At 71.3% G+C, this 25,116-nt stretch carries 21 protein-coding genes; 11 read left to right on the forward strand and 10 right to left on the reverse strand.

Annotated features, from left to right (window positions below; genetic code table 11):
• Positions 1–41: 41 nt before the first annotated feature.
• From ACWFRU_RS40575 to ACWFRU_RS40605, 7 genes are all read left to right on the forward strand, one after another.
• The gene (locus ACWFRU_RS40575; protein ID WP_453693608.1) at positions 42–3,365 is read left to right on the forward strand and encodes an SCO5717 family growth-regulating ATPase; all 3,324 of its coding nucleotides are present in this window, start codon (positions 42–44) and stop codon (positions 3,363–3,365) included.
• Between the two features lie 409 nt (positions 3,366–3,774).
• The gene (locus ACWFRU_RS40580; protein WP_453693610.1) at positions 3,775–5,697 is read left to right on the forward strand and encodes an ABC transporter substrate-binding protein; all 1,923 of its coding nucleotides are present in this window, start codon (positions 3,775–3,777) and stop codon (positions 5,695–5,697) included.
• A 3-nt stretch (positions 5,698–5,700) separates the two neighbouring features.
• The gene (locus ACWFRU_RS40585) at positions 5,701–6,783 is read left to right on the forward strand and encodes an ABC transporter permease (protein WP_453693612.1); all 1,083 of its coding nucleotides are present in this window, start codon (positions 5,701–5,703) and stop codon (positions 6,781–6,783) included.
• On the forward strand, positions 6,780–7,727 hold the full coding sequence (locus tag ACWFRU_RS40590; RefSeq protein WP_453693614.1) for an ABC transporter permease: 948 nt from the start codon (positions 6,780–6,782) through the stop codon (positions 7,725–7,727). Before ACWFRU_RS40585 ends, ACWFRU_RS40590 begins: the two co-directional genes overlap by 4 nt.
• The gene (locus ACWFRU_RS40595; protein WP_453693616.1) at positions 7,616–8,770 is read left to right on the forward strand and encodes an ABC transporter ATP-binding protein; all 1,155 of its coding nucleotides are present in this window, start codon (positions 7,616–7,618) and stop codon (positions 8,768–8,770) included. Before ACWFRU_RS40590 ends, ACWFRU_RS40595 begins: the two co-directional genes overlap by 112 nt.
• Positions 8,771–8,805: 35 nt before the next feature.
• Positions 8,806–9,822: an ABC transporter ATP-binding protein gene (locus ACWFRU_RS40600; RefSeq protein ID WP_453693618.1), complete on the forward strand. Its 1,017-nt coding sequence runs from the start codon at positions 8,806–8,808 to the stop codon at positions 9,820–9,822.
• 167 nt (positions 9,823–9,989) lie between these two features.
• Positions 9,990–10,187 carry a hypothetical protein gene (locus ACWFRU_RS40605; protein WP_453693620.1) on the forward strand — a complete coding sequence of 66 codons (198 nt, stop codon included), beginning with the start codon at positions 9,990–9,992 and terminating at the stop codon, positions 10,185–10,187.
• Positions 10,188–10,297: 110 nt separating this feature from the next.
• Here ACWFRU_RS40605 and ACWFRU_RS40610 read toward each other — a convergent pair whose 3' ends face one another.
• A complete protein-coding gene (locus ACWFRU_RS40610; protein WP_453693644.1) occupies positions 10,298–10,483 on the reverse strand; it encodes a hypothetical protein in 186 nt (61 codons plus the stop codon).
• A gap of 257 nt (positions 10,484–10,740) precedes the next feature.
• On the opposite strand from ACWFRU_RS40610, the gene ACWFRU_RS40615 reads away from it, so the two are divergent.
• A complete protein-coding gene (locus ACWFRU_RS40615) occupies positions 10,741–10,941 on the forward strand; it encodes a hypothetical protein (RefSeq protein WP_453693622.1) in 201 nt (66 codons plus the stop codon).
• A gap of 46 nt (positions 10,942–10,987) precedes the next feature.
• On the opposite strand, the gene ACWFRU_RS40620 is transcribed toward ACWFRU_RS40615, so the two are convergent.
• From ACWFRU_RS40620 to rimP, 9 genes are all read right to left on the reverse strand, one after another.
• Entirely contained in the window at positions 10,988–11,935 is a 948-nt protein-coding gene (locus tag ACWFRU_RS40620) for a bifunctional riboflavin kinase/FAD synthetase (protein WP_453693624.1), read from the reverse strand.
• Positions 11,936–12,050: 115 nt separating this feature from the next.
• Positions 12,051–15,584 (reverse strand): trypsin-like peptidase domain-containing protein, encoded by a 3,534-nt coding sequence (locus ACWFRU_RS40625; protein ID WP_453693626.1) that lies wholly within the window; start codon positions 15,582–15,584, stop codon positions 12,051–12,053.
• Positions 15,585–15,850: 266 nt separating this feature from the next.
• The gene (truB, locus tag ACWFRU_RS40630; protein ID WP_453693628.1) at positions 15,851–16,759 is read right to left on the reverse strand and encodes a tRNA pseudouridine(55) synthase TruB; all 909 of its coding nucleotides are present in this window, start codon (positions 16,757–16,759) and stop codon (positions 15,851–15,853) included.
• Positions 16,756–17,226 carry a 30S ribosome-binding factor RbfA gene (gene rbfA, locus ACWFRU_RS40635; protein WP_453693630.1) on the reverse strand — a complete coding sequence of 157 codons (471 nt, stop codon included), beginning with the start codon at positions 17,224–17,226 and terminating at the stop codon, positions 16,756–16,758. Before rbfA ends, truB begins: the two co-directional genes overlap by 4 nt.
• A 32-nt stretch (positions 17,227–17,258) precedes the next feature.
• Positions 17,259–17,552, reverse strand: a complete 294-nt coding sequence (locus tag ACWFRU_RS40640; protein WP_249587396.1) for a DUF503 domain-containing protein — start codon at positions 17,550–17,552, stop codon at positions 17,259–17,261.
• A gap of 139 nt (positions 17,553–17,691) precedes the next feature.
• Positions 17,692–20,850 carry a translation initiation factor IF-2 gene (infB, locus tag ACWFRU_RS40645; protein WP_453693632.1) on the reverse strand — a complete coding sequence of 1,053 codons (3,159 nt, stop codon included), beginning with the start codon at positions 20,848–20,850 and terminating at the stop codon, positions 17,692–17,694.
• Positions 20,851–20,995: 145 nt separating this feature from the next.
• Positions 20,996–21,286: a YlxR family protein gene (locus tag ACWFRU_RS40650; protein ID WP_160507520.1), complete on the reverse strand. Its 291-nt coding sequence runs from the start codon at positions 21,284–21,286 to the stop codon at positions 20,996–20,998.
• A gap of 67 nt (positions 21,287–21,353) precedes the next feature.
• The gene (nusA, locus tag ACWFRU_RS40655; RefSeq protein WP_453693634.1) at positions 21,354–22,352 is read right to left on the reverse strand and encodes a transcription termination factor NusA; all 999 of its coding nucleotides are present in this window, start codon (positions 22,350–22,352) and stop codon (positions 21,354–21,356) included.
• A gap of 2 nt (positions 22,353–22,354) precedes the next feature.
• Positions 22,355–22,855: a ribosome maturation factor RimP gene (rimP, locus tag ACWFRU_RS40660; RefSeq protein ID WP_453693636.1), complete on the reverse strand. Its 501-nt coding sequence runs from the start codon at positions 22,853–22,855 to the stop codon at positions 22,355–22,357.
• Between the two features lie 241 nt (positions 22,856–23,096).
• Here rimP and ACWFRU_RS40665 point away from each other — a divergent pair, with 241 nt between their 5' ends.
• Genes ACWFRU_RS40665 through ACWFRU_RS40675 form a run of 3 tightly spaced genes read left to right on the forward strand, consistent with a single transcriptional unit; the run spans position 23,097 to position 25,042 of the window.
• Positions 23,097–23,645, forward strand: coding sequence for a hypothetical protein (locus ACWFRU_RS40665; RefSeq protein WP_453693638.1), 549 nt, complete (start codon positions 23,097–23,099; stop codon positions 23,643–23,645).
• Positions 23,642–24,100: a ferritin-like domain-containing protein gene (locus tag ACWFRU_RS40670; RefSeq protein WP_453693640.1), complete on the forward strand. Its 459-nt coding sequence runs from the start codon at positions 23,642–23,644 to the stop codon at positions 24,098–24,100. Before ACWFRU_RS40665 ends, ACWFRU_RS40670 begins: the two co-directional genes overlap by 4 nt.
• Before the next feature lie 48 nt (positions 24,101–24,148).
• Positions 24,149–25,042, forward strand: a complete 894-nt coding sequence (locus ACWFRU_RS40675) for an aminoglycoside phosphotransferase family protein (protein WP_453693642.1) — start codon at positions 24,149–24,151, stop codon at positions 25,040–25,042.
• Positions 25,043–25,116: the final 74 nt, after the last annotated feature.

The following is a 25,116-nucleotide window of genomic DNA, read 5'->3' on the forward strand; positions in this document are numbered from 1 at the left end:
CCACCACGGCACGAGGGTGCTCGACCACATCAGGAGGCATTGTGAACAGCGATCGGGACGAGATCCGCGGGGGCTGGGATTCACCCGTCGATGATCAGTCCGACGCGGAGTCCGCTGCCGAGACGACGGGCGAGTTCACCATCGACTACGCCCCTCCTGCCTGGTATACGCAGAATGCGTCCGGCAGTGCGGGGGAGACTCCTTCGGCTTCGGCTTCGGCCTCGACCTCGACCTCGGACTCGACTCCTGCTTCGGCTGAGTCGGATGAGCCTGCTGTGTCTCCTGTGTCGTCGTCGGAGTCTGCGTCTGCGGTTTCGGAGGAGGCCGTTGTTCCTGAGCCTCCGGCTCCGCTGTCTCCTCCTGTTGGGCCGCCCTCCGTTGTGCCGAAGCTGCCTGTGGGGGGTGGGTTCCAGCCGCGGGCTGACTGGTCTGCGCCGGTTGCTCCGGCTCCGGCTCCGGCCGAGCCTTCGGACTCTGCTGTGCCTGAGAGTGGTTCGCCCTCGGGGGGTGCCGCTGACTGGAGTGGGGCCGTTGCCGGCGTTGTCTCCTCCGTGCATGTGACTGGTGTTGTGCCGAAGCCTGAGGTTGCTCCCGAGGCGGCGGAGCCTGAGGTGGCGGAGCCTGAGGCCGAGGTCGGTGGCGCTGGCGATGCTGGTGCGGAGCTTCAGGAGGAGCCTGTTGTTGCGGCTTCCCCTGTGGTTGAGCCTCTTGCCGACAGCAGTGGCGATCTTGAGAGTGGCGCCACCATGCGGTTCTCCTCTGCCGCCCTGAAGCGGGAGATGCGGGAGATCGAGGAGCGGGCCGCCGCGGAGGCTTCGCAGGATGACTCCGACGATGAGCCCGTGGACGTGGCCAGGAACGGGGCCGGGGAGGTTGATGACGACGAGGTTGGCTCTGGTGAGCCTGGCGATGTCGGTGTCAGCGTCGGTGCCGGTGCCGGTGAAGTCGAAGGGGCGGGCGACAGCGATTCCGTCGCTGCGGAGTTGAGTGCCTCCGACGATGCCGGAGTTGCCGAGGACGAGGTCCGTGACGCCGCTCCGCAGGACTCCGTGCCTGTCGCGCCCGTTGATGAGGTGCAGGACTCCGTGCCGCCCTCCTGGACTCCGCCGCCCGCGCCGAACGGTGGGCTTCCGCCGCTGCCGCCCGCCTTCCAGCCCGCCGCGCCTACTTCTGCGCCGCAGTGGCCCGAGCCGACGCCGACGCCGGGCGCCGAGCCTGTGCAGCCCCAGCCGCAGCCGCAGGCACAGGTGCCTCAGCAGGTTGCGCCCGCTCCCGCGCCCGCTCCTGTGCAGCCGCAGGTTCCGCAGCCTTCGCCCCCGGCGTGGCCCTCGCCCACCGGGCCCGTGGCTCCCTCGCCGGTCGCTGATGCGCCGGCTCCGCCGCCGAGTGGGTACGGGTTCCCGCAGGCCGGTGCGCCTGCTCCTACCCCCGCCCCCGCTCCGGCTCCGGCTCCCGAAGTGGCTGCTCCGCCTGCCGGGTATGGGTTCCCGCAAGCCGGGGCTCCGGCGCCTGCTCCTGCTCCCGTTGCGCCCCCGCAGCAGGGCAGTCACGGATTCCCGCAGCAGGGGGGTGCTCCTGTGCCGCCGAGTGGTTATGGGTTCCCCCAGCAGGGGGCGCCCGCGCCGGTGCAGCCCAACTCCCCCGCCCCGCAAGGCAGTTATGGGTTCCCTCAGCCGCCTGCGCCTCAGGCTCAGCAGCAGCCGGCGCCGCAGCCGCAGCCTCAGGCGCCCGCCCCCGTACAGCCGCAGCCTCAGCAGGCGCAGCCGCAGCAGCAGCAGCAGCCCCAGGCTCAGCCGCAACCGCAGCCGCAACCGCAGGCCCAGCCCCCGGTTCAGCCGCAGCCGCAGGCCCCCGTCGACCCCCGTACCGGTGCCGCCTGGCCGCAGGCCGTGCAGCATGATCAGCGTGAGCGGACCAACCCCGGCGCGCCCCTCGGTTACACCGCTGCCGTCGAGTTGTCCTCCGACCGGCTGCTGCGCAACACCAAGCCGAAGGCCAAGAGCAGCCGGCCCGCTGCCGGTGGTTCCCGGTTCAAGCTCGGCGGCAAGAAGGAAGAGGCCGAGCGGCAGCGGAAGTTGGAGCTGATCCGGACTCCGGTTCTGTCCTGCTATCGGATTGCTGTCATCAGTCTCAAGGGTGGGGTGGGTAAGACCACCACCACTACCGCGCTCGGCTCGACGCTTGCCACCGAGCGGCAGGACAAGATCCTTGCCATCGACGCCAACCCCGACGCCGGTACGCTCGGGCGCCGCGTGCGCCGCGAGACCGGGGCCACCATCCGTGACCTCGTGCAGGCCATCCCGTACCTCAACTCGTACATGGACATCCGGCGCTTCACCTCGCAGGCCGCGTCCGGGCTCGAGATCATCGCCAATGACGTCGACCCGGCCGTGTCCACCACCTTCAATGACGAGGACTACCGACGCGCCATCGATGTGCTCGGGAAGCAGTATCCGATCATTCTCACCGACTCGGGTACGGGGCTGCTGTACAGCGCCATGCGCGGCGTTCTCGATCTTGCCGATCAGCTGATCATCATCTCCACGCCGTCCGTGGACGGGGCGAGCAGCGCCTCGACGACGCTGGACTGGCTGTCCGCCCATGGGTACGCCGACCTTGTCTCGCGGTCGATCACCGTCATCTCCGGGGTGCGTGAGACCGGGAAGATGATCAAGGTTGACGACATCGTGTCGCACTTCGAGACGCGGTGCCGCGGGGTTGTCGTCATTCCCTTCGACGAGCATCTCGCCGCCGGTGCAGAGGTTGATCTCGACATGATGCGGCCGAAGGTGCGGGAGGCGTACTTCAACCTCTCCGCGATGGTCGCGGAGGACTTCGTACGGGCTCAGCAGCAGCAGGGGCTCTGGACCTCGGACGGCAACCCGCCGCCGGTCGTCGCTCCGCCCCTGCCGGGGCAGGGGCAGGGAATCTATCCCGGGCAGCAGCAGCCGTACGGGGGGCAGGCGCCGTATCCGGGGCAGGCACCTCAGCCCGGGCAGGCGCCCCAGCCCGGGCAGGCGCCCCAGCCCGGGCAGGCGGCTCAGCCTGGGCCGACGCCTCAGCCTGGGCAGGCGCCCCAGCAGCCGTACGCTCCTCAGCCCCACCCGCAGCAGCCGCAGCAGCCCGGTGGGCAGCCCTATCCGCAGCAGCCGGGGGCTCCGCAGGCGTGGCAGAACGCGGCGCCTCCGCAGGGGCCTGCGGCGTCGGCACCGGCGCCGGGGCAGCCGCACCAGGCGCCCGCGCCTCAGGGGCAGCAGCCTCAGCCGGGGCAGGTGCCTCCGCCCGTTCAGCCTGGGCAGCCGTTCCAGCCGGGGGCTCCTTATCAGCCCCCGCAGCCTCCTGCGCCGGAAGCGCCGCAGCAGTAGCCTTCGCCTCCGTCGACCTCAACTGGGCCCGCACCTAACCCTGGTGCGGGCCCAGTCCGTTTTCCGGCGCCCCGCAGTTCGGCTGACGAACAGACTTTCCCGCCCACCCACCCGATTACCCCGCAGCCCCGCCCCACCACCGAAGGGACCAGGGCGGGCACAGGGACACGGGGACAGCGACTCCCCCACCTGCCCCTCCCCCCACCATCACCCCCCGACCAGCCACGCTTCACAGGTCTTGACCAATGCGGATGAAATCCGGGTCAACTCGTTATTTCCGCAGGCCACATGGGGTTCACCTGCCGTTGACTGACGCAGACTGGCGCTGGTAGACACACACATCAACCAGCTGGCGTTCCTTGATCAACTAGCCATCTCTGCGCGAGCGATGACGCGAGGTCACCGACCCATGGACACACAAGATCAGCACGGCAGAACACGGTCTCACCGGTCCCACCCCACCACCAAGGCACGCCCAAAAGCGCCCCCGCAGGCGCCCCCGAAGGCACCCGCACGCCTCCGTCTCCTCCTGGCGGCCGGAGCCGGAGCCCTCGCCCTGACCGCGGGGCTCGCCTCTCCGCTCAACCCGGCGCCCCAACAGGCCGAGGCCAAGGCGGACGGCAAGGAGACCCTCACCGTCGCGGTGGCCCAGAGCGTCGACTCGCTCAGTCCCTTCCTCGCCCAGCGGCTGCTGAGCACCAGCATCCACCGTCTGACGTACGAGTACCTGACGAACTACGACGCCAAGGACAACCACGCGATTCCGGGCTTCGCCACCAAGTGGGAACCCTCCGCGGACAAGCTGACCTGGACGTACACCATCCGGAGCGACTCCAAGTGGTCGGACGGCAAGAAGGCCACCGCCGAGGACGCGGCCTGGACGTTCAACAAGCTGATGTCGAAGGAAGGCACCGCCACCGCCAACTCCGGCTTCGTCGCCAACTTCAAGAAGGTGACCGCCCCCAGCCCCACCCAGCTCGTCATCGAGCTCAAGAAGCCGCAGGCCACCATGGCGGCCCTCGACGTGCCGATCGTCCCGAAGCACGTGTGGGAGAAGGTCGACGACGTCAGCAAGTTCAACAACGACAAAGACTTTCCCATCGTCGGCAACGGGCCCTTCGAGCTCACCGACTACAAGACCGACCAGTACGTGAAGCTGAAGGCCAACAAGGACTTCTGGCGTGGCGCGCCCAAGTTCGACGAGCTGGTCTTCAAGACGTACAAGGATCAGGATGCCGCTGTGGCGGCGCTGAAGAAGGGCGAGGTCTCCTTCGTGGCCGGGCAGCCCGCGCTGACGCCCGCTCAGGCCGCCGAGCTCAAGGGCACGGAGAACGTGAAGGTGAACGAAGGCCCCGGGCGGCGCTTCTTCGCCATCGCCACCAACCCCGGGGCCAAGACCCGCGACGGCAAGAAGTTCGGTGACGGCCATCCGGCGCTCCTGGACAAGAAGGTGCGCCAGGCGCTCTTCCTCTCCGTGGACCGTGAGGCGCTGGTCGACAAGGTCTTCCAGGGGCAGGCCGTCGAGGGCGAGGGGTACATTCCGCCTCGCTTCTCCGAGTACGCCTGGGAGCCCTCCGCCGAACAGAAGCTGTCGTACGACCCCAAGAAGGCGGCCCGACTCCTCGACGACGCGGGCTACAAGAAGAACGGTGACGGCAAGCGTGTCGGCAAGGACGGGAAGCCGCTCGACTTCCGCATCCTGTGTCACGCCACCGACCCGAACGACAAGGCGGTCGGGAAGTATCTGAAGGAGTGGTGGGGCGATCTGGGGATCGGGCTCAAGGTCAATTGTCTTGATGACGTGTCCGTGCCCTGGTACGCGGGTGAGTACGATCTCGCGTTCGACGGCTGGTCGGTCAACCCCGACCCGGACTTCGTCCTCGGCATCCACTCCTGCGCCGCGCTCCCGGTGAAGGCCAAGGAGAGCGCCGCGACCGACAACTTCATCTGCGACAAGAAGTACGACGAGCTCTACAACAAGCAGCTTGCCGAGTACGACCCGGCCAAGCGCGCGGAGACCGTCAAGGAGATGCAGTCCTGGCTCTACGACTCCGGGTACATGAACATCCTGGCGTACCCGAACGCCGTCGAGGCCTACCGCACCGACCAGATCAAGTCCATCACCACCATGCCGACGGCCGCGGGCAACATCTACGGTCAGGACGGTTACTGGTCCTGGTGGTCAGCGGTGCCCGCGGATGGGAAGAGTTCCTCCAAGGATGGAAGCTCGACCGGTGTCATCATCGGTATCGCCGCCGCCGCGGTGGTGCTCGTCGGCGGCGGAGTCCTGTTCGCCCTGCGCCGCCGTTCGACCGCAGAGGACCGCGAGTAACGCATGACCGCTGACAGCAATCCCGCACTGCTCGACACCGAGGGCACCGCGGTGACCGACGATCCGGCTTTCGCCGGGCCGTCGGCCCGCGGGCCCCGGGCCCGCAACACCCGTGCCTATCTCCAGTACGTGGCGGGCAAGCTGGGCGGCGCCGCCGTCTCGCTGTTCGCCGTCCTCGTCACCAGCTTCTTCCTCTTCCGGCTCATCCCGGGTGACCCGGTGAAGCAGATGACGGGCGGCAAGCGCGTGTCGTCCGAACAGCTGGACGCGATGCGCAAGGAGTTCGGCCTCGACCAGCCGGTCATGACGCAGTTCTTCGACTACTGCGGCAACGCGTTGACCGGCGACTTCGGCACCTCCTACCAGTTCCACACCCCGGTGATGGACAAGATCACCGAAGCGCTGCCCGCGACGCTCCTGCTCACCGGCACCGCGTTCGTGCTCTACACCCTCATCGGCATCTGGCTCGGCACCCGGACGGCCTGGCGCAACGGCGGGCTCGGGGACCGGGTCCACACCGGTCTGGCGCTGACCCTCTACTCCGTGCCGTCCTTCTGGCTCGGACTGCTGCTGATCATCACGTTCTCCGTCGGCGCCGGTCCGATCCCCGGGCTCTTTCCGACCGGCGGGCTCGAATCCGGCGGCGAGACGGGCATCGCCTACGTCGTGGACGTCGCGCACCACATGGTGCTCCCCGTCATCACCCTGGTGGCCGTCGGGTACGCGCAGACGCTCCTCGTGATGCGGTCGTCCCTGCTCGACGAGATGGGCAGCGACTATCTGACCACCGCGCGCGCCAAGGGACTGCGGGACGATCTCGTACGCCGTCGTCATGCCGTCCCGAACGCGATGCTGCCCACCGTCACGCTGATGTTCGTGAACCTCGGCACGGTGGTGGCGGGCGCGATCCTCGTGGAGACCGTCTTCTCCTGGCCGGGGCTCGGCGGCCTCTTCTACGCCGCGCTCAGCGTGCCCGACCTGCCCCTCGTGCAGGGTCTGTTCTTCGTGTTCGCCGCCGCGGTGATCCTGATGAACACCCTGGCCGACGTCCTCTATCCGCTGCTCGACCCGAGGGTGGGCCGATGACGACCGAAGCAACAGAGCCCGAGGCCCCCGAAGTCCCCGAGGCCCCGGTCGCGAAGAGCCCCCGGGCGCTCGCCTGGACCCGCAGGCGGCACTCCGTCGCCCGCTTCTGGCGCGAGTACCGCACCCACCGGGCCGGGCTCTTCGGCCTCGCCGCACTCGTCGTGATCGCGCTGGTCGCCGTCTTCGCGCCGCTTCTGGTCGGCTCGGACGCACAGAGCGTGACCGACGCGCCGGGCAAGCCGATGGAGTCGCCGAGCGGCGAATTCCCGCTCGGTACGGACCAGTTCGGGCGTGACCTGCTCGGGCTCCTCGTCTGGGGCGCGCGGATCTCGCTCACCGTCGGGCTGCTGGCCGCCGTGCTCTCGGTGGCCATCGGCACGGTCGTGGGGATCACCGCGGGGCACTTCAAGGGGTGGTACTCCACCGTCATCATGCGGGTCACCGACTGGTTCCTGGTGATGCCGACGCTGGTGCTCGCCATCGCGCTGGCCTCGGTGATGTCCAAGTCCATCTGGACGATCATCCTGGCGATCGGCGTGACCACCTGGCCGACGACCGCGCGGCTCGTCCGCGCCCAGACCCTGGCCGTGGAGTCACGCCCGTACATCGAACGCGCGCAGGCGCTCGGCGGCGGCCACGGTCACGTCATGGGCCGGCATGTCCTCCCCAACGTCATGCCGCTGGTGCTCGCGCAGACCACCCTCGTCATCTCCAACGCCATCCTGACCGAGGCCACGCTCGCCTTCCTGGGCCTCGGCGATCCGACCGTCGTCTCCTGGGGCGGGCTGCTCCAGGACGCGCGCGAGGCGGGCGCGGTCAGCGCGGGCGACTGGTGGTACCTGGCTCCGCCCGGACTCGCCATCGCCGTCGTGGCACTCGCGTTCACGCTCTGCGGACGCGCCGTGGAGTCCGTGCTCAACCCCAGGCTGGGGGTCTCCCGTTGATCGGCTCGGACAAGGTGACGGAGACCAAGGTGACGGCGGAACAGCGCCTGCTCGACGTGAGAAACCTCGAAGTGACGTACGCGTCCGGGGCGGCCGCGGTGCGCGGCGTGAACCTAGCGGTCGACGCGGGCCAGAAGCTCGGCGTCGCGGGCGAGTCCGGCTGCGGCAAGTCCACGCTGGCGCTGGCGCTGCTTCGGCTGCTGCCCGCGGGCACGAAGGTCACCGGTGAGGTCCTGCTCGACGGCGAGGACGTCCTCACCATGAAGTGGGGCCAGGTCCGCGCGGTCCGCTGGGCGGGCGCGTCGATCGTCTTCCAGGGCGCGATGCACTCGCTCAACGCGGTGCACCGCACCGGCGACCAGATCGCCGAGCCGATCCTGCTGCACAAGAAGGCGACGCAGGCCGGGGCGCGGAAGAAGGTCGGCGAGTTGCTCGAACAGGTGGGTCTGCCGGCCGCCCGCGCGGAGGCGTACCCGCATGAACTCTCGGGCGGGCAGCGACAGCGCGTGATGATCGCGATGGCGCTGGCCTGCGATCCGCGCCTGATCATCGCCGATGAGCCGACGACGGCCCTGGACGTGATGATCCAGGCCCAGATCCTGCGGCTGATCGAACAGTTGGTGGCCGAGCAGGATCTCGGCCTGATCATGATCAGCCATGACCTCGCGGTGCTCTCCGACACCTGCGACCGGCTCGCGGTGATGTACGCGGGCCGCGTCGTCGAGGAGGGCCCGGCCTCCGAGGTCTACGAGAACGCGCAGCACCCGTACGGCAAGGCCCTCTCGGCGGCCTTCCCGCGCATCGGCGACACGGCGTCCCGCTTCGCGCCGCGCGGCCTGCCCGGCGACCCGCCGGACCCGTCCCTGCTCCCCACGGGCTGTACGTTCCACCCGCGCTGCCCCGTCGCCCTCGACACCTGCGTGACGGAGGACCAGGCGTTGCGGGACGCGGGCCCCCGGCACCGTGCGGCGTGCGTGCACGCGGGCGCGCAGCTTCCGGCGCAGCCGACATCCCCGCCGGCGACGGCGGAGCGTACGCCGTGAGCACCGACAGATCACGCACCGAGGAGCAGCGACGCATGACCACCGAAGACGCCCTGCTGTCCGCTGATCCGCTGCTGTCGGCGGGCGACCTGCACATCACGTTCCCCGGCCGCCGCGGCGCGCCGCCCGCGCGGGCGGTGGACGGCGTCGACCTCGACATCAAGCCGGGCGAGATCGTGGCCCTGGTCGGCGAGTCGGGCTGCGGCAAGACGACACTGGCCCGGTCGCTGCTCGGCCTGGTGGCGCCCACGTCCGGCAAGGTCACCTTCGGCGGCAAGCCGCTCGACTACTCGGGCCGCGCGCTGAAGGCGTACCGCAAGCGCGTCCAACTCGTGCTCCAGGACCCGAGCGGCTCCCTGAACCCGCGCCACACGGTGTACGAGGCCGTGGCGGAGGGCCTGCGCATCCACGGGTACGGCGGCGACGAGCAGGCGACGGTCGCCGACGCCCTCTCCCGGGCCGGGCTCCGGCCGCCCGAGCGGTTCTTCCTGCGCTACCCGCACGAGCTGTCGGGCGGCCAGCGTCAGCGTGTCGTCATCGCGGGCGCGCTGGTCCTCGAGCCCGAGCTGATCGTCGCGGACGAGCCCGTCGCCTCGCTCGACGCGTCCGTACGGGGCGAGATCCTCGCCCTGCTGCTGCGTCTGCGTGAGGAGCTGGGGCTCTCCGCCCTGGTGGTGACGCACGACCTGGGTCTGGCGTGGAACATCGCCGACCGTGTCGCGGTGATGTACCTGGGGCGGATCGTCGAGACGGGGACGGTGGAGGAGGTCCTGACTTCGCCTCAGCATCCGTACACGCAGGCGCTGTTGTCGGTCCTTCCAGAGGCTCCGGGTGACCCGGTGGTCCTCACCGGTGAGCCGCCGGACCCCTCGCGCATCCCGGGCGGCTGCCGCTTCCACGCGCGCTGCCAGGTGCTCGCCTCCGGTGAGGCGGAGAGGGCGGGCGTGGCGGACCGCTGCCGCACGGAGGATCTGCCGGTGCTCGCGGGCGCGGGTGAGACGCAGGTGGCGTGTCACTGGGCGGCGGTCAACGTGGGTGCGTCCGGGGTCTGAGGAGGCTGCGGTGGAACGGGCGTGAGGAGCGAGGCCCGGGGTGACGGATCGTTACCTCTTCCACGTTCGGGTGATGCGGGGCCTATCGGTGTGAGTGCTGGGGAGTTACAGAGAGGCCCGGATCAGACACGGACCGTAGTCAACCTCACAGCCAACAAGGAGCATTCATGCGCCGTTCCGCCGCCGTCATCCTCGGGGCCGTCGCTCTGCTGGGAGCCTTCGCCATGCCCGCCAGCGCCATCCCGGACCCCGTGGGGACCCTCGACTGCGTGACACATGCGGCCGGTGACGTCACCTCGCTGGTCGATCCGGCCAGCCCCGGCCTCCCCTCCGAGGTGCCGGGCGCGGCGTGCCTCGCCCCGTGACCTGAACCCAGCCATGACCTGAACACACCCACGCCGTCCCGTACTTGTGCGGCCGCCCAGGGCCGCGCAAGTGCGTGACGAGCGACTTGGCGTGTCAGCCCCAGCTGGAGTCAGCCCCACCTGTACCCGTCGCCGAAGTTGAGGGTGTGCTCCAGCACGTCCTCCATCGGGTCGTCGACCTGGCCGGTGCTGATCAGCGCAACGGTGTGCCCGTTGTGGGAATGGTGGTTCGTCTCGTCGGCGTGCGCCGCGCCGGAGCTCAGGACGGACGGCACCGCCGCCACCGCCGCGATCAACGCCCAGCGGGAAGTGGTGTGGACCCAACTGCCGTTCACTGCAGCCTCCTTGGACCGTGCGAGTGCGGGCCGCCGATCGCGTACCGCTCGCCGTGCGTAACCGCGGCGCGGCCGAGAAGTCACCGACGATCATACGAAAGGGTCGTCGGACGTCTCGGCCCGTCCGTCACCTGTGTGGGCTAACCCGACTCCGGCGGCCGCGCTCCGGCGCCCGGAAAACCGGCCCCGGAACAAACCTGAAAGAAGGCAGAGATCGCATGCGTCGTCGCCGCGTCTGGACCGTCACCCTGCTCGCCGCCCTGGCCGTGTCCGTCACCGTGACCGCCGCCCCGGTCTCGGCGGCGGAGCACGCACCGGTGAATCCCCCACCGCTGCCGCCCATCGAGTCGCTGGTCAGCGAAGGGGTCACCGTGGAGGGGCCGCTGATCAACGGCGTGGCCCTCCCGCACCTCCTGTAGGCGCGAAGGGCAGGTCTTACTCGGCCTTACTCGGCCGTACCCGGTCCTACTCCGCGGCCTCGATCAGCTCGCGCGACTTCTTCACGTCGTCCGCGATGGCGACGAGCAGCGAGTCGATCGAGTCGAACTTCGCCTGCCCGCGCACGAAGGCAAGGAAGTCCACGGCCACGTGCAGCCCGTAGAGGTCGAGGCCGACGCGGTCGATCGCGTATGCCTCGACGGTCCGCTCCGTGCCGTCGAACTGCGGGTTCGTCCCGACGGAGATCGCCGCGGGCATCGCCTCGCCCTGGGCGTGCAGCCACCCTGCGTAGACGCCGTCGGCGGGGATGGCGGTGTGCGGCAGGGTCTCCACGTTGGCGGTGGGGAAGCCCAGTTCACGCCCGCGCTGCGCGCCCCGGACGACGACGCCCTCGACGCGGTGCGGGCGGCCGAGGATCTCCGCGGCGCCGCACACGTCGCCCTCGGCGACCAGGCGCCGGGTGAGGGTGGAGGAGAAGGGCTCGCCGCCCCCGGCCTCACCGCTCACGAACAGGTCGATGACATCGACCTCGTAGTCGTACGTGGCGCCGAGCTCGGTCAGGAAGGCGACATTGCCCGCGGCCTTGTGGCCGAAGCGGAAGTTGGGGCCCTCGACGACCAGGCGCGCGTGCAGCTTGTCGACCAGGACCTTCACGACGAAGTCGGCGGGCGACAGCTTCGAGAACTCCGAGGTGAACGGCAGGATCAGGAGCGCGTCCACGCCGAGCTCCGCCATGAGTTCGGCGCGCCGGTGGTGCGGGGCCAGCAGCGGCGGGTGGCTGCCGGGGCGCACGACCTCGGAGGGGTGCGGGTCGAAGGTGACGACCACGGCGGGCACGCCGAGATCACGGGCGCGCTCCACCGCGCGGCCGATGATCAGCTGGTGCCCGCGGTGTACGCCGTCGTAGGAACCGATGGTGACGACGCTGCGCCCCCAGTCCTGGGGGATGTCCTCCAAGCCACGCCAGCGCTGCACTGTCTTTGCTCCTCGCCGAACCTGTGTATGTGGGTGTACGTCCCATTGCCGATTGCGCAGGTCTAAGACTGCCATGCCCGTGCCATCGGGATCGCATCGGAGGGGGTGGCGGGGGTCACGCCGGGACACGTACTCCGGCGAGGTTCTCGATCATGCGGCGGGAGCTGGGGCCGACGAGGGCGGACCAGTCCTGAGGGGCCTCGCAGATCCACCGGGCGACCAGTGTGGAGAAGCCCGGCACGGAGCGGGCCAGCTCGACCAGGCGCCGGTCGAAGCAGGTCGCGCCTTCCGGCGTGCGGACCAGCAGGACGCCGGTGCGGTGCACCAGCTCGCGGACCCGCCCCTTGTCCTCGCCGACCGCCACCGCGCAGAGCACCGCGTCCAGGACCTCGGGCTCCCGCTCCTGGATGAGCAGCACTTCGAGGAGTTCGCTGCGCAGGGCGTGCGAGGCGTCGGTCCCGGGGGCGGCGACGGCTGTGGCGAGCGCGGCGCGTACGGCCGGCGGGCGGTTGCGCAGGAGTTCGGTCACCAGTGGGAGCAGGACGGCACGGACGCTGGTCCCCTGCTCGAACCGCAGGTCGAGGTAGGCGGCCACGTGGCCCGCGAGGTCGGGGCGCAGCTCCAGCACGTCGCGTACGAGATCGGTGACGCGCTGGGCGAGGTCGGGCGCCGTCACGTCGGCCAGGGCGCGCAGTACGTCACCCGGGGTGGGCCCGGGGCCGTACAGCCGGGTCCGGAAAGCGGCGAGCACCTGCTCCGGGTGGGTGTCGAGGGCGGTGACGAGCGCGCTCGCGGGCAGTTGCGGGTCGCCGCCGGTGAAGCGCTTCAGGGCGGGCCGCAGGTGGCGGGCGCGGGTCTGGGGGTCGCGTACGAGGAGGGCGAGGGCGGCGCCGTGCAGGGAGTCGTCGGCGGTGCGGGCGAGCAGGGCGAAGGCCGTGTAGCGCAGGAGCCTGCGGTCGGCGTCCGTGCGCGCGTGCGGGGCGGCGCGCAGGCCGTAGGCGACGGCGGCCACCTGGCGGGCGGGGCGCGTGTCGTTAACCCAGCGGTCGACGGCCCGGCAGATGGCCGAGGGCTCCTCCTCCGCGAGCGCGGCGAGCAGTTCGTCGGCGCGGGGGTGGGCGCAGTCGACCAGGGTCTCCGTGAGGTCGTCGATGGCGCGGTGGCGGTGGGTGTGGAGCAGGGCCTGGGCGGCGGATGCGACCGTCGCGTGCGGGGTGGCTTCCAGGGGGCGCTCGTCGGTGAACCAGCGGGTCAGTTGTGGCTGCACCTTCGCGGGCGCGGTGGCCAGGAGTTCGGCCACCGCGTCGAGGCTGCGGGTTTGCGGGGCGCCGGGCGCGGGGTCGTGGATCACCGCGTCCCGCAGCAGGTCGAAGCGGTCGTCTTCGGTGAGGGGCAGGCCGAGCCAGAACTCCGCGGGGTACGTGCCTTGCCGGGCGAGGTCCTTGAGGAGCGTGAGGTAGGGCTTCGCGTCGGCCACGCGGGAGAGGGTTTCCTCCAGGAGGCGCCTGGCCCACCACTGGTGTTCCTGGCCCCTGGCCTCAGCTCCCTCCTGGCCCCTGGCCTCAGCCCCGTCCTCACCGGCACCCGGCGGCCAGCCCTTCGCCTCGGACGTGGCTGCGCCCTCGCCCGGCGGTCGGCCCTTCGCCGCTTCGCGGCGTGTTTCCCGCCCACCCACGTGATTGCCCCGCATCCCACCCGCGGGCGCCACCCCCCGCGGCTCTGCCACCTCCCGCAACTCCCCCAACTCCCCCAATCGTGCCCCCAGTTCCCCCGCCCCCCGCTGCCGCCCCAGCAGCAGCAGCGCCTGTACCACCGGGCCGATCCGATGGCGCGGTACCGGCAGTGACGGGGGCGTCGGGCCGTGCCTGTGGACCAGGGACCACAGTGCTCCGTCCACGTCCAGGTGCATCCCCTGGATCCAGTCCGCCAGCTCCTCGTGCGCGAAGCGGTAGCCGTCGCCGGCCGGGACGAGCAGGCCCTCCGTGAGGACCGCGGATGCCCAGCCCGTGCCCCACGGGAACACCTCCTCGAAGGACGCCCGGTCCAGCTCCCCCTGCCCGGGGCCCAGGCACCGCCGCGCGGCCTCATGCACCTGGCCGGACACCTTCGCCGCGAGGCGCCGTACAGCCGTGCCCCGCAGTCCGTTCGCCGCAGCGAGCCGCACCGCCACGCGCAGGCACAGCACGTCCAGATAGGCCTCGAAGATCGCGTCCCGGTCGGGGCGGCCCGGCGGCGGCTCCTCCGGCAGGGCCGCCCGCACCTCGGCGAGGAGCCGCAGGGCCAGGGGGTGGCGTTCGTCGACGGGGGCGAGCGCGCCGTCCGGGATGCCGTACCGCGCACGGGCGATCCGCGCCTGCCGCTCCGGCAGGTCCCCCAGGTGCACACGCCCCGGCTGGAGCTCCTCGGGAAAGTGCTCCCCGGCCTGCTCCCAATACTCCGCCCGGCAGCCGACCACGAGCCGCGCGCCCGTCTCGCGCAGCCATGCAGCCGTCCCCTCGCTCCACTGCGCGAGGCGGTGCGCGAGGGCCGGCGGCATCTCCTCGGGGCCGTCGAGCAACAGCAGCAGCGCCCGGCCCTCGTCCCGGACGAGCCGCGCGACCCGCCCCGCCGAGATGTCCCCGAGCCCGTTGGCGGCGTCGGCGGCGTCGGCGGGCGAGTCCTCCGCCGCGTTCGAGGCTTGCAGAATGCGGCCCGCCCGTTCGAGCGCCCGCTCCACCGCGTCGCCCACGCCGGTGTCCGTGCCCTGCAGATCGGCGCCGCGCAGCCACAGCGTGGGCGCCGGTTCGGCGCCTCGCGCACGGCTCGCGGCGAGGGCGGCGAGTTCCGTCGTCCGGCCCGTACCGGGGTCGCCGACCAGGCCCAGCACCTGCGCGGGCCCCGAGGTGAAACGGGCCAACTCCTCTGTGGTGTCCGGGCGCTCCACCGGTTCGAGGAGGGCGGGGCGCGGGCCGTCGGAGCCCACCGATGTCGCCGCCAGGTGCAGCGCGCCCGCCAGGTTGAGGTCGCAGCCGTACGCGGGAACGGTCGCCGCGTTGCGCGCGAGGAGCTCGGCGAGCGGACCGCCCGGGTCGGCGGCGGCGGCCTCCCGCAGCGGCACGGCGAACCCGGCCGCGCTGTGCTCGCCGTGCAGCGCGGTGCCGAGGACGGCGAGCACGGCGCCCGAGGAGGCGTCGACGACCGGGCCACCGGCCGCCCCGCCGCCGAGCCGCAGCGCGTCCGCGCCGTCCGTGCCGATCGCCAGCTCCATCGCGGCGTCGAGGAGGTGGAAGCGGTCGGTCGCCGTGTAGGTCACGGAAGCCGGCCCCAGGACCCGCGCCTCGCGCGGGCCGCGCGCGACGATCCGTACATAGGCGCCTACGGGAACGGTCTCGCGGACCGTGACGGGGAGCGGTCGCAGACCGAGGCCCTCGGTGCGGACGAGGGCCAGATCTGCCTCGGGAAGGGCCACCACGGCGTCGGCGGCCACCACGCAGACACGCTCCCCCGCCGCGTGCAGCACGAGCCGTGCGAGGCCGTCGACGGCCTCATGGCTGGTGATCACCGTGCCGTGGTCGTCGGCGGCGAAGCCCATCCCCCGCGGGCGCCCGGCCAGATCGCAGATCCGCACCAGGGCACCGTCGAGCACCGTCGGGTCGCCCTGTCCCGCCATGCCCGAACCTCCCGCGACGCCCCGTCCCTCTCGACGGTAGGTCGGCGGTGATCAGCGGGACAGAACGCGTCACGAACGCGCCCCCTTCCGCTCCCTCGGTTCACTCCGAGCGCCTGCCCAAAGGGGTGAATCGGCGGGGCGCGGTGGATACATCTTGAGGTGGGGGGGATTCGTCGTGGAGCGGCAGGCGGCCACGCGCACAGCTGCCGCCGCTCCACGACGGAAATCTCTCGTGGGGGCTTCCCCGTACGGAGACGAGATCCGGCTCAGGCGAAGACGGCCAGGCTCTTGGCCTTGCCCTTCAGCTCCTCGACCAGGACCAGGAACCGGCCCTCCGGATCGAAGACAGCGACGGCGCCGACTCCGGCGTACTCCCCCGGCATCTCGATCCGTACGCCGTTGAGCAGCAGCTTCGCCCGCCGCTCGTCCACGTCCCAGCGCGGGAACGCGGCAGCGGCGGCGTCGGCCACCGGCATCACCGTCAGCTCCTCCTGGAGCTGGTCGATGGTCTTGGCCGCGTCCAGCTTGTACGGCCCGACGCGGGTGCGCCGCAGTGCCGTCAGATGGCCGCCGACCCCGAGGTCCGCGCCCAGGTCACGGGCGAGGGCCCGGATGTACGTCCCCGACGAGCAGACGACGGAGACGACCAGGTCGAGTACGGGGGTGCCGTCATCGGCGACGGCGTCCCTGACGTCGTACACGGTGAAGGCCGAGATCTTCACCGGCCGGGCGGGAATCTCGAAGTCCTCGCCCTCGCGTGCCCGCGCGTACGACCGCTTGCCGTCGATCTTGATGGCGCTGACCTTCGACGGCACCTGCATGATGTCGCCGGAGAGCTTGGCGATACCCGCGTCGATGGCGTCCCGCTTGATGCCCGAGGCGTCGGCGGACGAGGTGAACTCACCCTCGGCGTCGTCCGTGACCGTGTTCTGGCCGAGCCGGATCGTGCCGAGGTACTCCTTCTCCGTCAGCGCGAGATGGCCGAGGAGCTTGGTCGCCCGCTCGACCCCGAGGACGAGAACGCCCGTCGCCATGGGGTCGAGGGTGCCCGCGTGGCCGACGCGGCGGGTCTTGGCGATCCCGCGCATCTTGGCGACCACGTCATGCGAAGTGAAGCCGGACGGCTTGTCGACGATGACAAGTCCGTCCGGCGTCTTGTTGCCGGTGCTGCTCATGCGCGGGCGTCGCCGTCCGTTTCTTCTGCGTCGTCGGCGGACTCGTCCTCCGGCTTGCGGTACGGGTCGGCCCCGCCGGCGAACTCGGCGCCCGCGGACACCTCGCGCACCTTCTCGTCCGACATCCGGGCCCTGTCGAGGAGGTCCTCGATGGCCCGTGCGTTGTCCGGCAGCGCGTCCGCCACGAAGGTGAGGCTCGGGGTGAACTTCACGCCCGCAGCCTGGCCGACCGCGGAACGGAGGACGCCCTTGGCGCTCTCCAGACCGGCGGCGGCCGACGCGCGGTCCTCGTCGTCCCCGTAGACCGTGTAGAAGACGGTCGCCTCCCGCAGGTCACCCGTGACCCGGGTGTCCGTGATGGTCACATGCGTACCGAGCCGCGGGTCCTTGATCCCGCGCTGCAGCTTCTGGGCAACCACCTCTCGGATGAGGTCCGCCAGCCTTTTCGCCCGCGCGTTGTCGGCCACTGCTCCGTCTCCTTCTTCGCCTTGCTGTGCAATCAGTCTTCGTCGCCGTGGAGCCTGCGTCGAACGGAGAGCAGCTCCACCTCCGGACGGGCGGCGACCAGGCGCTCGCACCGGTCCAGTACGTCGGTGAGGTGCCCCGTCTCCCCGGAGACCAGCGCCAGGCCGATCTCGGCCCTGCGATGGAGGTCCTGGTTCCCCGTCTCCGCCGCACTCACCGCGTACTTCCGGATGAGTTCGGCGACGATCGGGCGGACGACGGAGCGTTTCTCCTTCAGCGAGCGAACGTCGCCGAGGAGCAGATCGAAGGACAGTGTCCCCACATACATGTGTGTCCGGATGTCCCGCCGGTTCGGGGTCGTGCCCCGCCAACCACTTGGCAGGGACACAAGAACCGTACACGGAACGGCCGGGGCCGATCGACGGGATTTACCTCCCCTCGACCGGCCCCGGTTCGAGCTGTCGTGATCAGCCTCGCGGCTTCTCGCGCATCTCGTACGTCGCGATGACGTCGTCGATCTTGATGTCGTTGAAGTTGCCGAGGTTGATACCGCCCTCGAACCCTTCGCGGATCTCGGTGACGTCGTCCTTGAAGCGGCGCAGACCGGAGATGTTGAGGCTCTCCGCGATGACCTTGCCGTCGCGGATGAGGCGCGCCTTGGTGTTGCGCTTGACCTCGCCCGACCGGACCAGGACACCGGCGATGTTGCCCAGCTTGGACGAGCGGAAGATCTCGCGGATCTCCGCCGTGCCGAGCTCGACCTCTTCGTACTCCGGCTTGAGCATGCCCTTGAGGGCCGCTTCGATCTCTTCGATCGCCTGGTAGATGACCGAGTAGTACCGGACGTCCACGCCTTCGCGATCGGCCATCTGGGCGGCACGACCGGCCGCACGGACGTTGAAGCCGATCACGATCGCGTCGGAGCCGGTCGCCAGGTCGATGTCCGACTCGGTGACCGCACCCACGCCGCGGTGCAGGACGCGGATGTCGACCTCTTCGCCGACGTCGAGCTGGAGCAGCGAGGACTCGAGAGCCTCCACCGAACCGGACGCGTCGCCCTTGATGATGAGGTTGAGTTCCTGCACCAGACCGGCCTTGAGGGCCTCGTCCAGGTTCTCCAGGGAGAACCGCACGCCCTTGCGGGCGAAGCGGACGTTGCGCTCACGGGCGGCACGCTTCTCGGCGATCTGACGGGCCGTACGGTCCTCGTCGACAACCAGGAAGTTGTCGCCGGCACCCGGCACGTTGGTGAGACCGAGGACGAGGACCGGAGTCGAGGGACCCGCCTCCGTCACGTTCTCGCCCTTGTCGTCGAGCATCGCGCGGACTCGGCCGTACGCGTCGCCGACCACCATCGTGTCGCCGACGCGGAGGGTACCGCGCTGGACCAGGACGGTCGCGACGGCGCCGCGGCCCTTGTCCAGGTGGGACTCGATCGCAATACCCTGCGCGTCCTGCTCCGGGTTGGCCCGCAGGTCGAGCGAGGCGTCCGCGGTCAGGACCACGGCCTCCAGCAGGGACTCGATGTTCTGGCCCTGCTTGGCGGAGATGTCGACGAACATCGTGTCGCCGCCGTACTCCTCGGCGACCAGGCCGAACTCGGTGAGCTGACCGCGCACCTTGGTCGGGTCGGCACCCTCGACGTCGATCTTGTTGACCGCGACCACGATCGGCACGTCGGCCGCCTTGGCGTGGTTCAGCGCCTCGATCGTCTGCGGCATCACACCGTCGTTCGCCGCGACCACGAGGATCGCGATGTCGGTGGACTTCGCACCACGGGCACGCATGGCGGTGAACGCCTCGTGACCGGGGGTGTCGATGAAGGTGATCTTGCGGTCTTCGCCGTTGACCTCGGAGGAGACCTGGTACGCACCGATGTGCTGCGTGATGCCGCCGGCCTCGCCCGCGATGACGTTCGTCTTGCGGATGGCGTCGAGCAGTCGGGTCTTTCCGTGGTCGACGTGACCCATGACGGTGACGACGGGCGGACGCGCCATGAGCGCTTCCTCGCCACCCTCGTCCTCGCCGAACTCGATGTCGAAGGACTCGAGCAGCTCGCGGTCCTCCTCCTCGGGGCTGACGATCTCGAGGACGAAGTTCATCTCGTCCGCGAGCAGCTTCAGCGTCTCGTCCGGCACGGACTGCGTGGCCGTGACCATCTCGCCGAGGTTCATCATCACGCCGACGAGCGACGCCGGGTTGGCGTTGATCTTCTCGGCGAAGTCGGTCAGCGAGGCACCACGGGACAGGCGGACCGCCTGGCCGTTGCCCCTCGGCAGCATGACGCCGCCGACCGACGGAGCCTGCATCGACTCGTACTCCTGGCGCCTCTGCCGCTTCGACTTGCGGCCACGACGGGCGGGCCCGCCGGGACGGCCGAAGGCACCCTGCGTGCCACCACGGGCACCGGGACCACCGGGACGGCCACCGAAGCCGGGACGACCGCCGCCGCCACCGGGACGGCCGGCGAAGCCGCCGCCACCGCCACCGGGACCGCCGGGACGGCCGGCGAAGCCGCCGCCACCACCACCGGGACGACCCGCGAAGCCGCCGCCACCGGGACGACCGCCGCCACCGGCACCGCCGGGACGACCGCCACCACCGGGACCACGGCCACCGCCGGGGCCACCACCGGGACGCGGGCCCGCGGCGGGACGCTGCGGCATCATGCCCGGGTTCGGACGGTTACCGCCGCCACCGGGAGCGCCGCCGGGACGCGGGGCACCACCCTGCGGGCGAGGCATGCCGCCGGGGCTGGGGCGAGCGCCGCCCTGACCCTGCGGACGAGGAGCACCCTGGCCGCCCTGGCCCTGCGGGCGCGGGGCGCCGCCGGGACCGCCGGGGCCACCCTGGCCGCCGGGACGCGGGGCGCCGCCCGGACGGGGCGCCTGCGGGCGCGCCATGCCGGTGGAGCCACCAGAGGTGAAGGGGTTGTTGCCCGGACGCGGTCCGGCCGGACGGCCACCGGGGCGCGGAGCGCCACCCTGGCCGCCGGGACGCGGAGCGCCACCCTGACGGTCGTTGCGGTCGCCACGACCGCCCTGACCCTGGCCCTGACCACCCTGGCCGGGGGCCGGACGGCCCGCGGGCTTCGGGGCACCCGGGCGAGCGCCCGGACGGGGGCCTGCCGGCGCCGAGGAGGCGGCCGGAGCGGCCGGCGGAGCGGTGAACTCCGGGGCGGCCGGTGCCGGCGATGCCGGAGCCGGGGTGACCGGCGCGGCCGGGGCAGCCGGAGCTGCCGGCGCCGGCTTGGGCGTCGGCGGCTTCGGACCCGGGCGCGGGCCGGGTGCGGCCGGGGAGGCCGCGGGCTTGTCGGCCGCGGCGGCGGGCTTGGCCGCCGGCGGCTTGGGCGCGGCCGGACCCGGACGGGCGGCCTGCGCGGGAGAGGGTGCCGACGGCGTCGCCGGCTTGGGGGCGGCCTGCTTGCGCGGCGCCCCGGGCTTGGCGGCGGACTTGCCGTTCCCGCCACCCGTGTTCAATGCGTCAGTCAGTTTGCGTACAACGGGCGCCTCGATCGTCGAGGACGCCGAACGTACGAATTCACCGAGTTCTTGGAGCTTGGCCATGACGACCTTGCTCTCTACGCCGAACTCCTTGGCGAGCTCGTATACCCGGACCTTAGCCACTTCGCTCCTTTTAGGTCCGGGTTACGCCGGACCGTCGCTACTTCATGGGCGTACTCATCGCGTGCTCATCGAGTGCTCATCGCAATCTCGACCTACTTCCAACTCGCGGAATACCTGGGTCGCGCGGGGTTCCGCGCGACCTTCCTTACGGTGTTGCCTGCTGGGCAACTGTCTCGACGGCTCGGCGCAGGTCCGCCGTGTCGAGCGGGCCCGGGGCCCGGAAGGCCCTCGGGAACGCCCTGCGTCGGACCGCCAGGTCGAGACAGACCGGGACGGGGTGGATATACGCACCCCGGCCGGGCAGCGTACCGCTTGGATCGGGGGCGCAAGCGCCCTCTTTCGCCACGATGCGCAGCAGATCGCTCTTGGCCGCTCGCTCCCGGCACCCCACACAGGTGCGTTCAGGGCATGCGCGGGCTTGCGTCCGGCCAGACACGATTAAGTCTACCTCCCCGTACCGACCTCACCCCTTTGGGGCAAAAATCGAACGGTTGTTGTCTTGATCAAGACTCCTGAGAGTCCTGCGGCTGCTCGGTGTCGGGGCGGATGTCGATGCGCCAGCCCGTGAGCCGCGCGGCGAGGCGGGCGTTCTGGCCCTCCTTGCCGATGGCGAGGGAGAGCTGGTAGTCGGGCACCGTGACCCGCGCGGAACGGGCCGCGAGGTCGACGATCTCCACCTTGCTGACCCGCGCCGGGGACAGCGCGTGGGCGACCATCTCGCCCGGATCGTCCGACCAGTCGACGATGTCGATCTTCTCGCCGTTGAGCTCGGCCATGACGTTGCGCACGCGCTGGCCCATCGGGCCGATGCAGGCGCCCTTGGCGTTGAGGCCCTGACGGGTCGAGCGCACCGCGATCTTGGTCCGGTGTCCCGCCTCACGGGCGATGGCCGAGATCTCGACCGACCCGTCGGCGATCTCCGGGACCTCGAGCGCGAAGAGCTTCTTGACGAGGTTCGGGTGCGTGCGGGACAGCGTGACCGAGGGGCCACGGACGCCCTTGGCCACCCGGACGACGTACGAACGAAGGCGCAGGCCGTGGGAGTACTCCTCGCCCGGCACCTGCTCCTGCACCGGCAGGATCGCCTCGAGCTTGCCGATGTCGACGAGCACGTTCTTCGGGTCGCGGCCCTGCTGGACGACGCCCGTGACGATGTCGCCCTCACGGCCCGCGTACTCACCGAGGGTCGCGTCGTCCTCGGCGTCGCGCAGACGCTGCAGGATGACCTGCTTGGCGGTCGTCGCGGCGATGCGGCCGAAGTCGGACGGGGTGTCGTCGAACTCCTTGGCCTCCTGACCCTCTTCGAGGTCGGCCGGGTCCTCCGTCGCCCACACCGTCACATGGCCGCTCTCGCGGTCCAGCTTCACGCGTGCGCGACGGAAGCTGCCGTCGGTGCGGTGGTAAGCGATGAGGAGGGCCGACTCGATCGCCTCGACCAGCAGGTCGAAGGAGATCTCCTTCTCCCGGACCAGACCCCGCAGGGCACTCATGTCGATGTCCACGGCTACGCCTCCTCTTCCTTCTTGTCCTTGCGGTTGAACTCGACCTCGACGCGCGCCTTGGCGATCGCGTCGAAGGTGAGCCTGCGGGCGGTGGGCTTGCGCCCCTTCACGCCCGGTACTTCAAGATCCATGCCTTCGTCGTCCACGTCGAGGATGCGGGCGATCAGCTCGTCGCCGCCCTCCGTGAGCTGGAACTTCACCAGGCGGCCGACGGCGCGCAGATAGTGGCGGTGCTCCGTCAGCGGGCGCTCGGCGCCCGGGGAGCCGACTTCGAGGGTGTACTCCCCGTCGCCCATCGCGTCGCTCTCGTCGAGCTTCTCGGAGAGTTCGCGGCTGATCTCGGCGATCTGGTCCAGGTCCACGCCGTCGTCGGAATCGATCACGACTCGCAGCACCCGCTTGCGTCCGACCGAGGCCACTTCGATCTCTTCGAGATCCAGTTCCTTCGAGCTGACGAGCGGTTCCAGCAGTTCTCGCAGCCTCTCGCTCTGGGTGGTGCTCATCCGGGTGACTCCTCGGCCGCGTGTGCTGTTGTGGGTTCGTCGCGTGTCAGGTCAAAGGGTATCCGGTCCCGAGGGGTGTTGCCGCCCGCCGACGGCCCCCGGCCCGCCCGCTCCGAGCCCGGCACCGAGCCGCTCACGCGTACGAGGGCAGGCCGCAGGTACGGTGATCACCGGGCTCACGCCCGGCCCGCCCACCTTCTGACTGCCTGCCTTTCTGGCCTTCCTGCCGAGGACGTCTGCCGTGCCGTCGTATCCCACCCCCTCGCACGCCCGCTCGGGGCCGCGCCGCAGGAGCCTGCTGACCGGGACCGCGGCAGCGGCCGGGGCCGTGCTGCTCCCGGGCTGCTCGGACTCCGCGTCCACGGACGCGGACGAGCGCCCGTCCGCCGCCGCGCGACTGCGCGCGCGGAGCGCCAAGGACAGCGGTGAGCTGCTGGGACGGTACGACGCCGTCCTTGCCGCACATCCTTCGCTGGCCGCCCGCCTCGACCCGCTGCGGGCGGAGGTGAAGCGGCACGAGAAGGTGTTCGCCGAGGGGTCCGCGTCGCCGAGCCCCGCCGCCGCGTCCGGCTCCCCCTCCCCCTCCCCCTCCGCTGCGCCCTCCCGCAAGCCCTCCGTCCCCAAGGACGAGAAGGACGCCGTGCGCGAGTTGGCCAAGGCCGAGCGGGAGCTGGCGAAGCGGCGCGGGAACGACCTGCTCGACGCGCCGCCGGAACTGGCCAGGCTGCTGGCTTCGGTGGCGGCATCGGGCGCCGCGCACGCGTATCTGCTGACGGAGGGCGACAAGTGAGCGATTCCAAGGACGAGTTGCGGGCGGTGCAGGCCGCACTCGGTGCCGAGCACGCCGCCGTGTACGGCTTCGGGGTCGTCGGCGGCCGGATCGGCGAGGACCGCAGGGACGAGGCGCGCACGGCGTACGACGCGCATCGCGCCCGGCGCGACGAGTTGCAGCGCGCCGTGCGCGACCTGGGCGGCGAGCCCGAGCCCTCGGCGGCCGCCTACGCGCTGCCGTTCGCGGTGCCGGACTCCGCGGCCGCCGTGCGGCTCGCGACGGAGCTGGAGGAGCGGGTCGCGGGCGTCTACTCGGATCTCGTACGGGCCGCCACCGGCACCCGGCGTGCGCACGCGGCCGAAGCGCTGCGGGAGGCGGCGGTCCGTGCGGCGCGGTGGCGCGGCGGGAGCGTAACCTTCCCTGGTCTCGCCGAGCGGGCCGCCACGTCCGGCTCCTCGGCGCCCAAGGCCTAGGGTCCGTCAGCAGGGCCCTGCTCCGCTCAGGAAGGGAACACCTCGCGTATGGCTCTCGAACCGCCCCCGCGTCTGGTCACCGCGCTCGGTGAGACGGCGCAGGACGGCGACGACTGGCTGGAGAAGCTGCCCGGGGCAGCCGAACAGGCCGTCGCTCTACGCGAGTTGACCGTCGAGCGGGTCCACGTGCCCGGTGGGCGCAGCAGTCTCGTCGTCATGGTGCGCCAGGCCGACGAGACGCCCGCGGTGCTGAAGCTGGTGCCGCCGAGATCGCGCCCCGAGAGCGAGCGGGCCGCGCTCGCGCACTGGAACGGGCTCGGAGCCGTCCGGCTCCTGGACCCCTCCGCCGCGGACGGAGCGCTCCTCCTCGAACGGCTGCACCGCGACGTGTCGGTCCGTTCACTGCCCGAGGCCAAGGCCCTCCTGGAGGCCGCGGGCACGCTGCGCCGGCTGTGGGTCCAGCCGCCCACGGACCACCGTTTCGAGACGGTCGCCGAGCGGACGGGGCGGCAGGCCGCGGCGATGCGGGCGTCGGCCGACGGGGAGGTCGCGCCCTTGGTGGACGCGGCGCTCGCGGCTCGGGAGGAGCTGCTCGCCGGGGACGCGGAGGTGCGGCTGCTGCACGGCACGTTCCGGCAGAGCAAGGTGCTTCAGGGGGATCGTGTGCCGTGGCTGGCCGTGGGCCCTGACCCGGTGGTCGGGGAACCCGCGTTCGACCTGGCGCGGCTGGTGCGTGACCGCGTCGAGGACCTGATCGCCTCGCCCTCGGGCTCCTCGATCACCCGCCGCCGGGTGAAGAAACTGGCCGAGTCCCTGGACGTGGACCAGGAGCGGCTGCGGGGGTGGACCTTGTTCCGCGCCGTGGAGTCGGGCGTACGGGCCCGCCGTGTGGGGCGGGAGCAGGACGCGGAGCTGTTGCTGGAGTTCGCGGGCTGGCTTTAGCCACCGGCTCCGCCGAGTTCGTCCTCGAACGCCGGCCGGGCTGAGATTTCCCCGAGCCGGGGAAATCTCAGCCC

This window comes from Streptomyces sp. NPDC055099 (genome assembly GCF_053607685.1).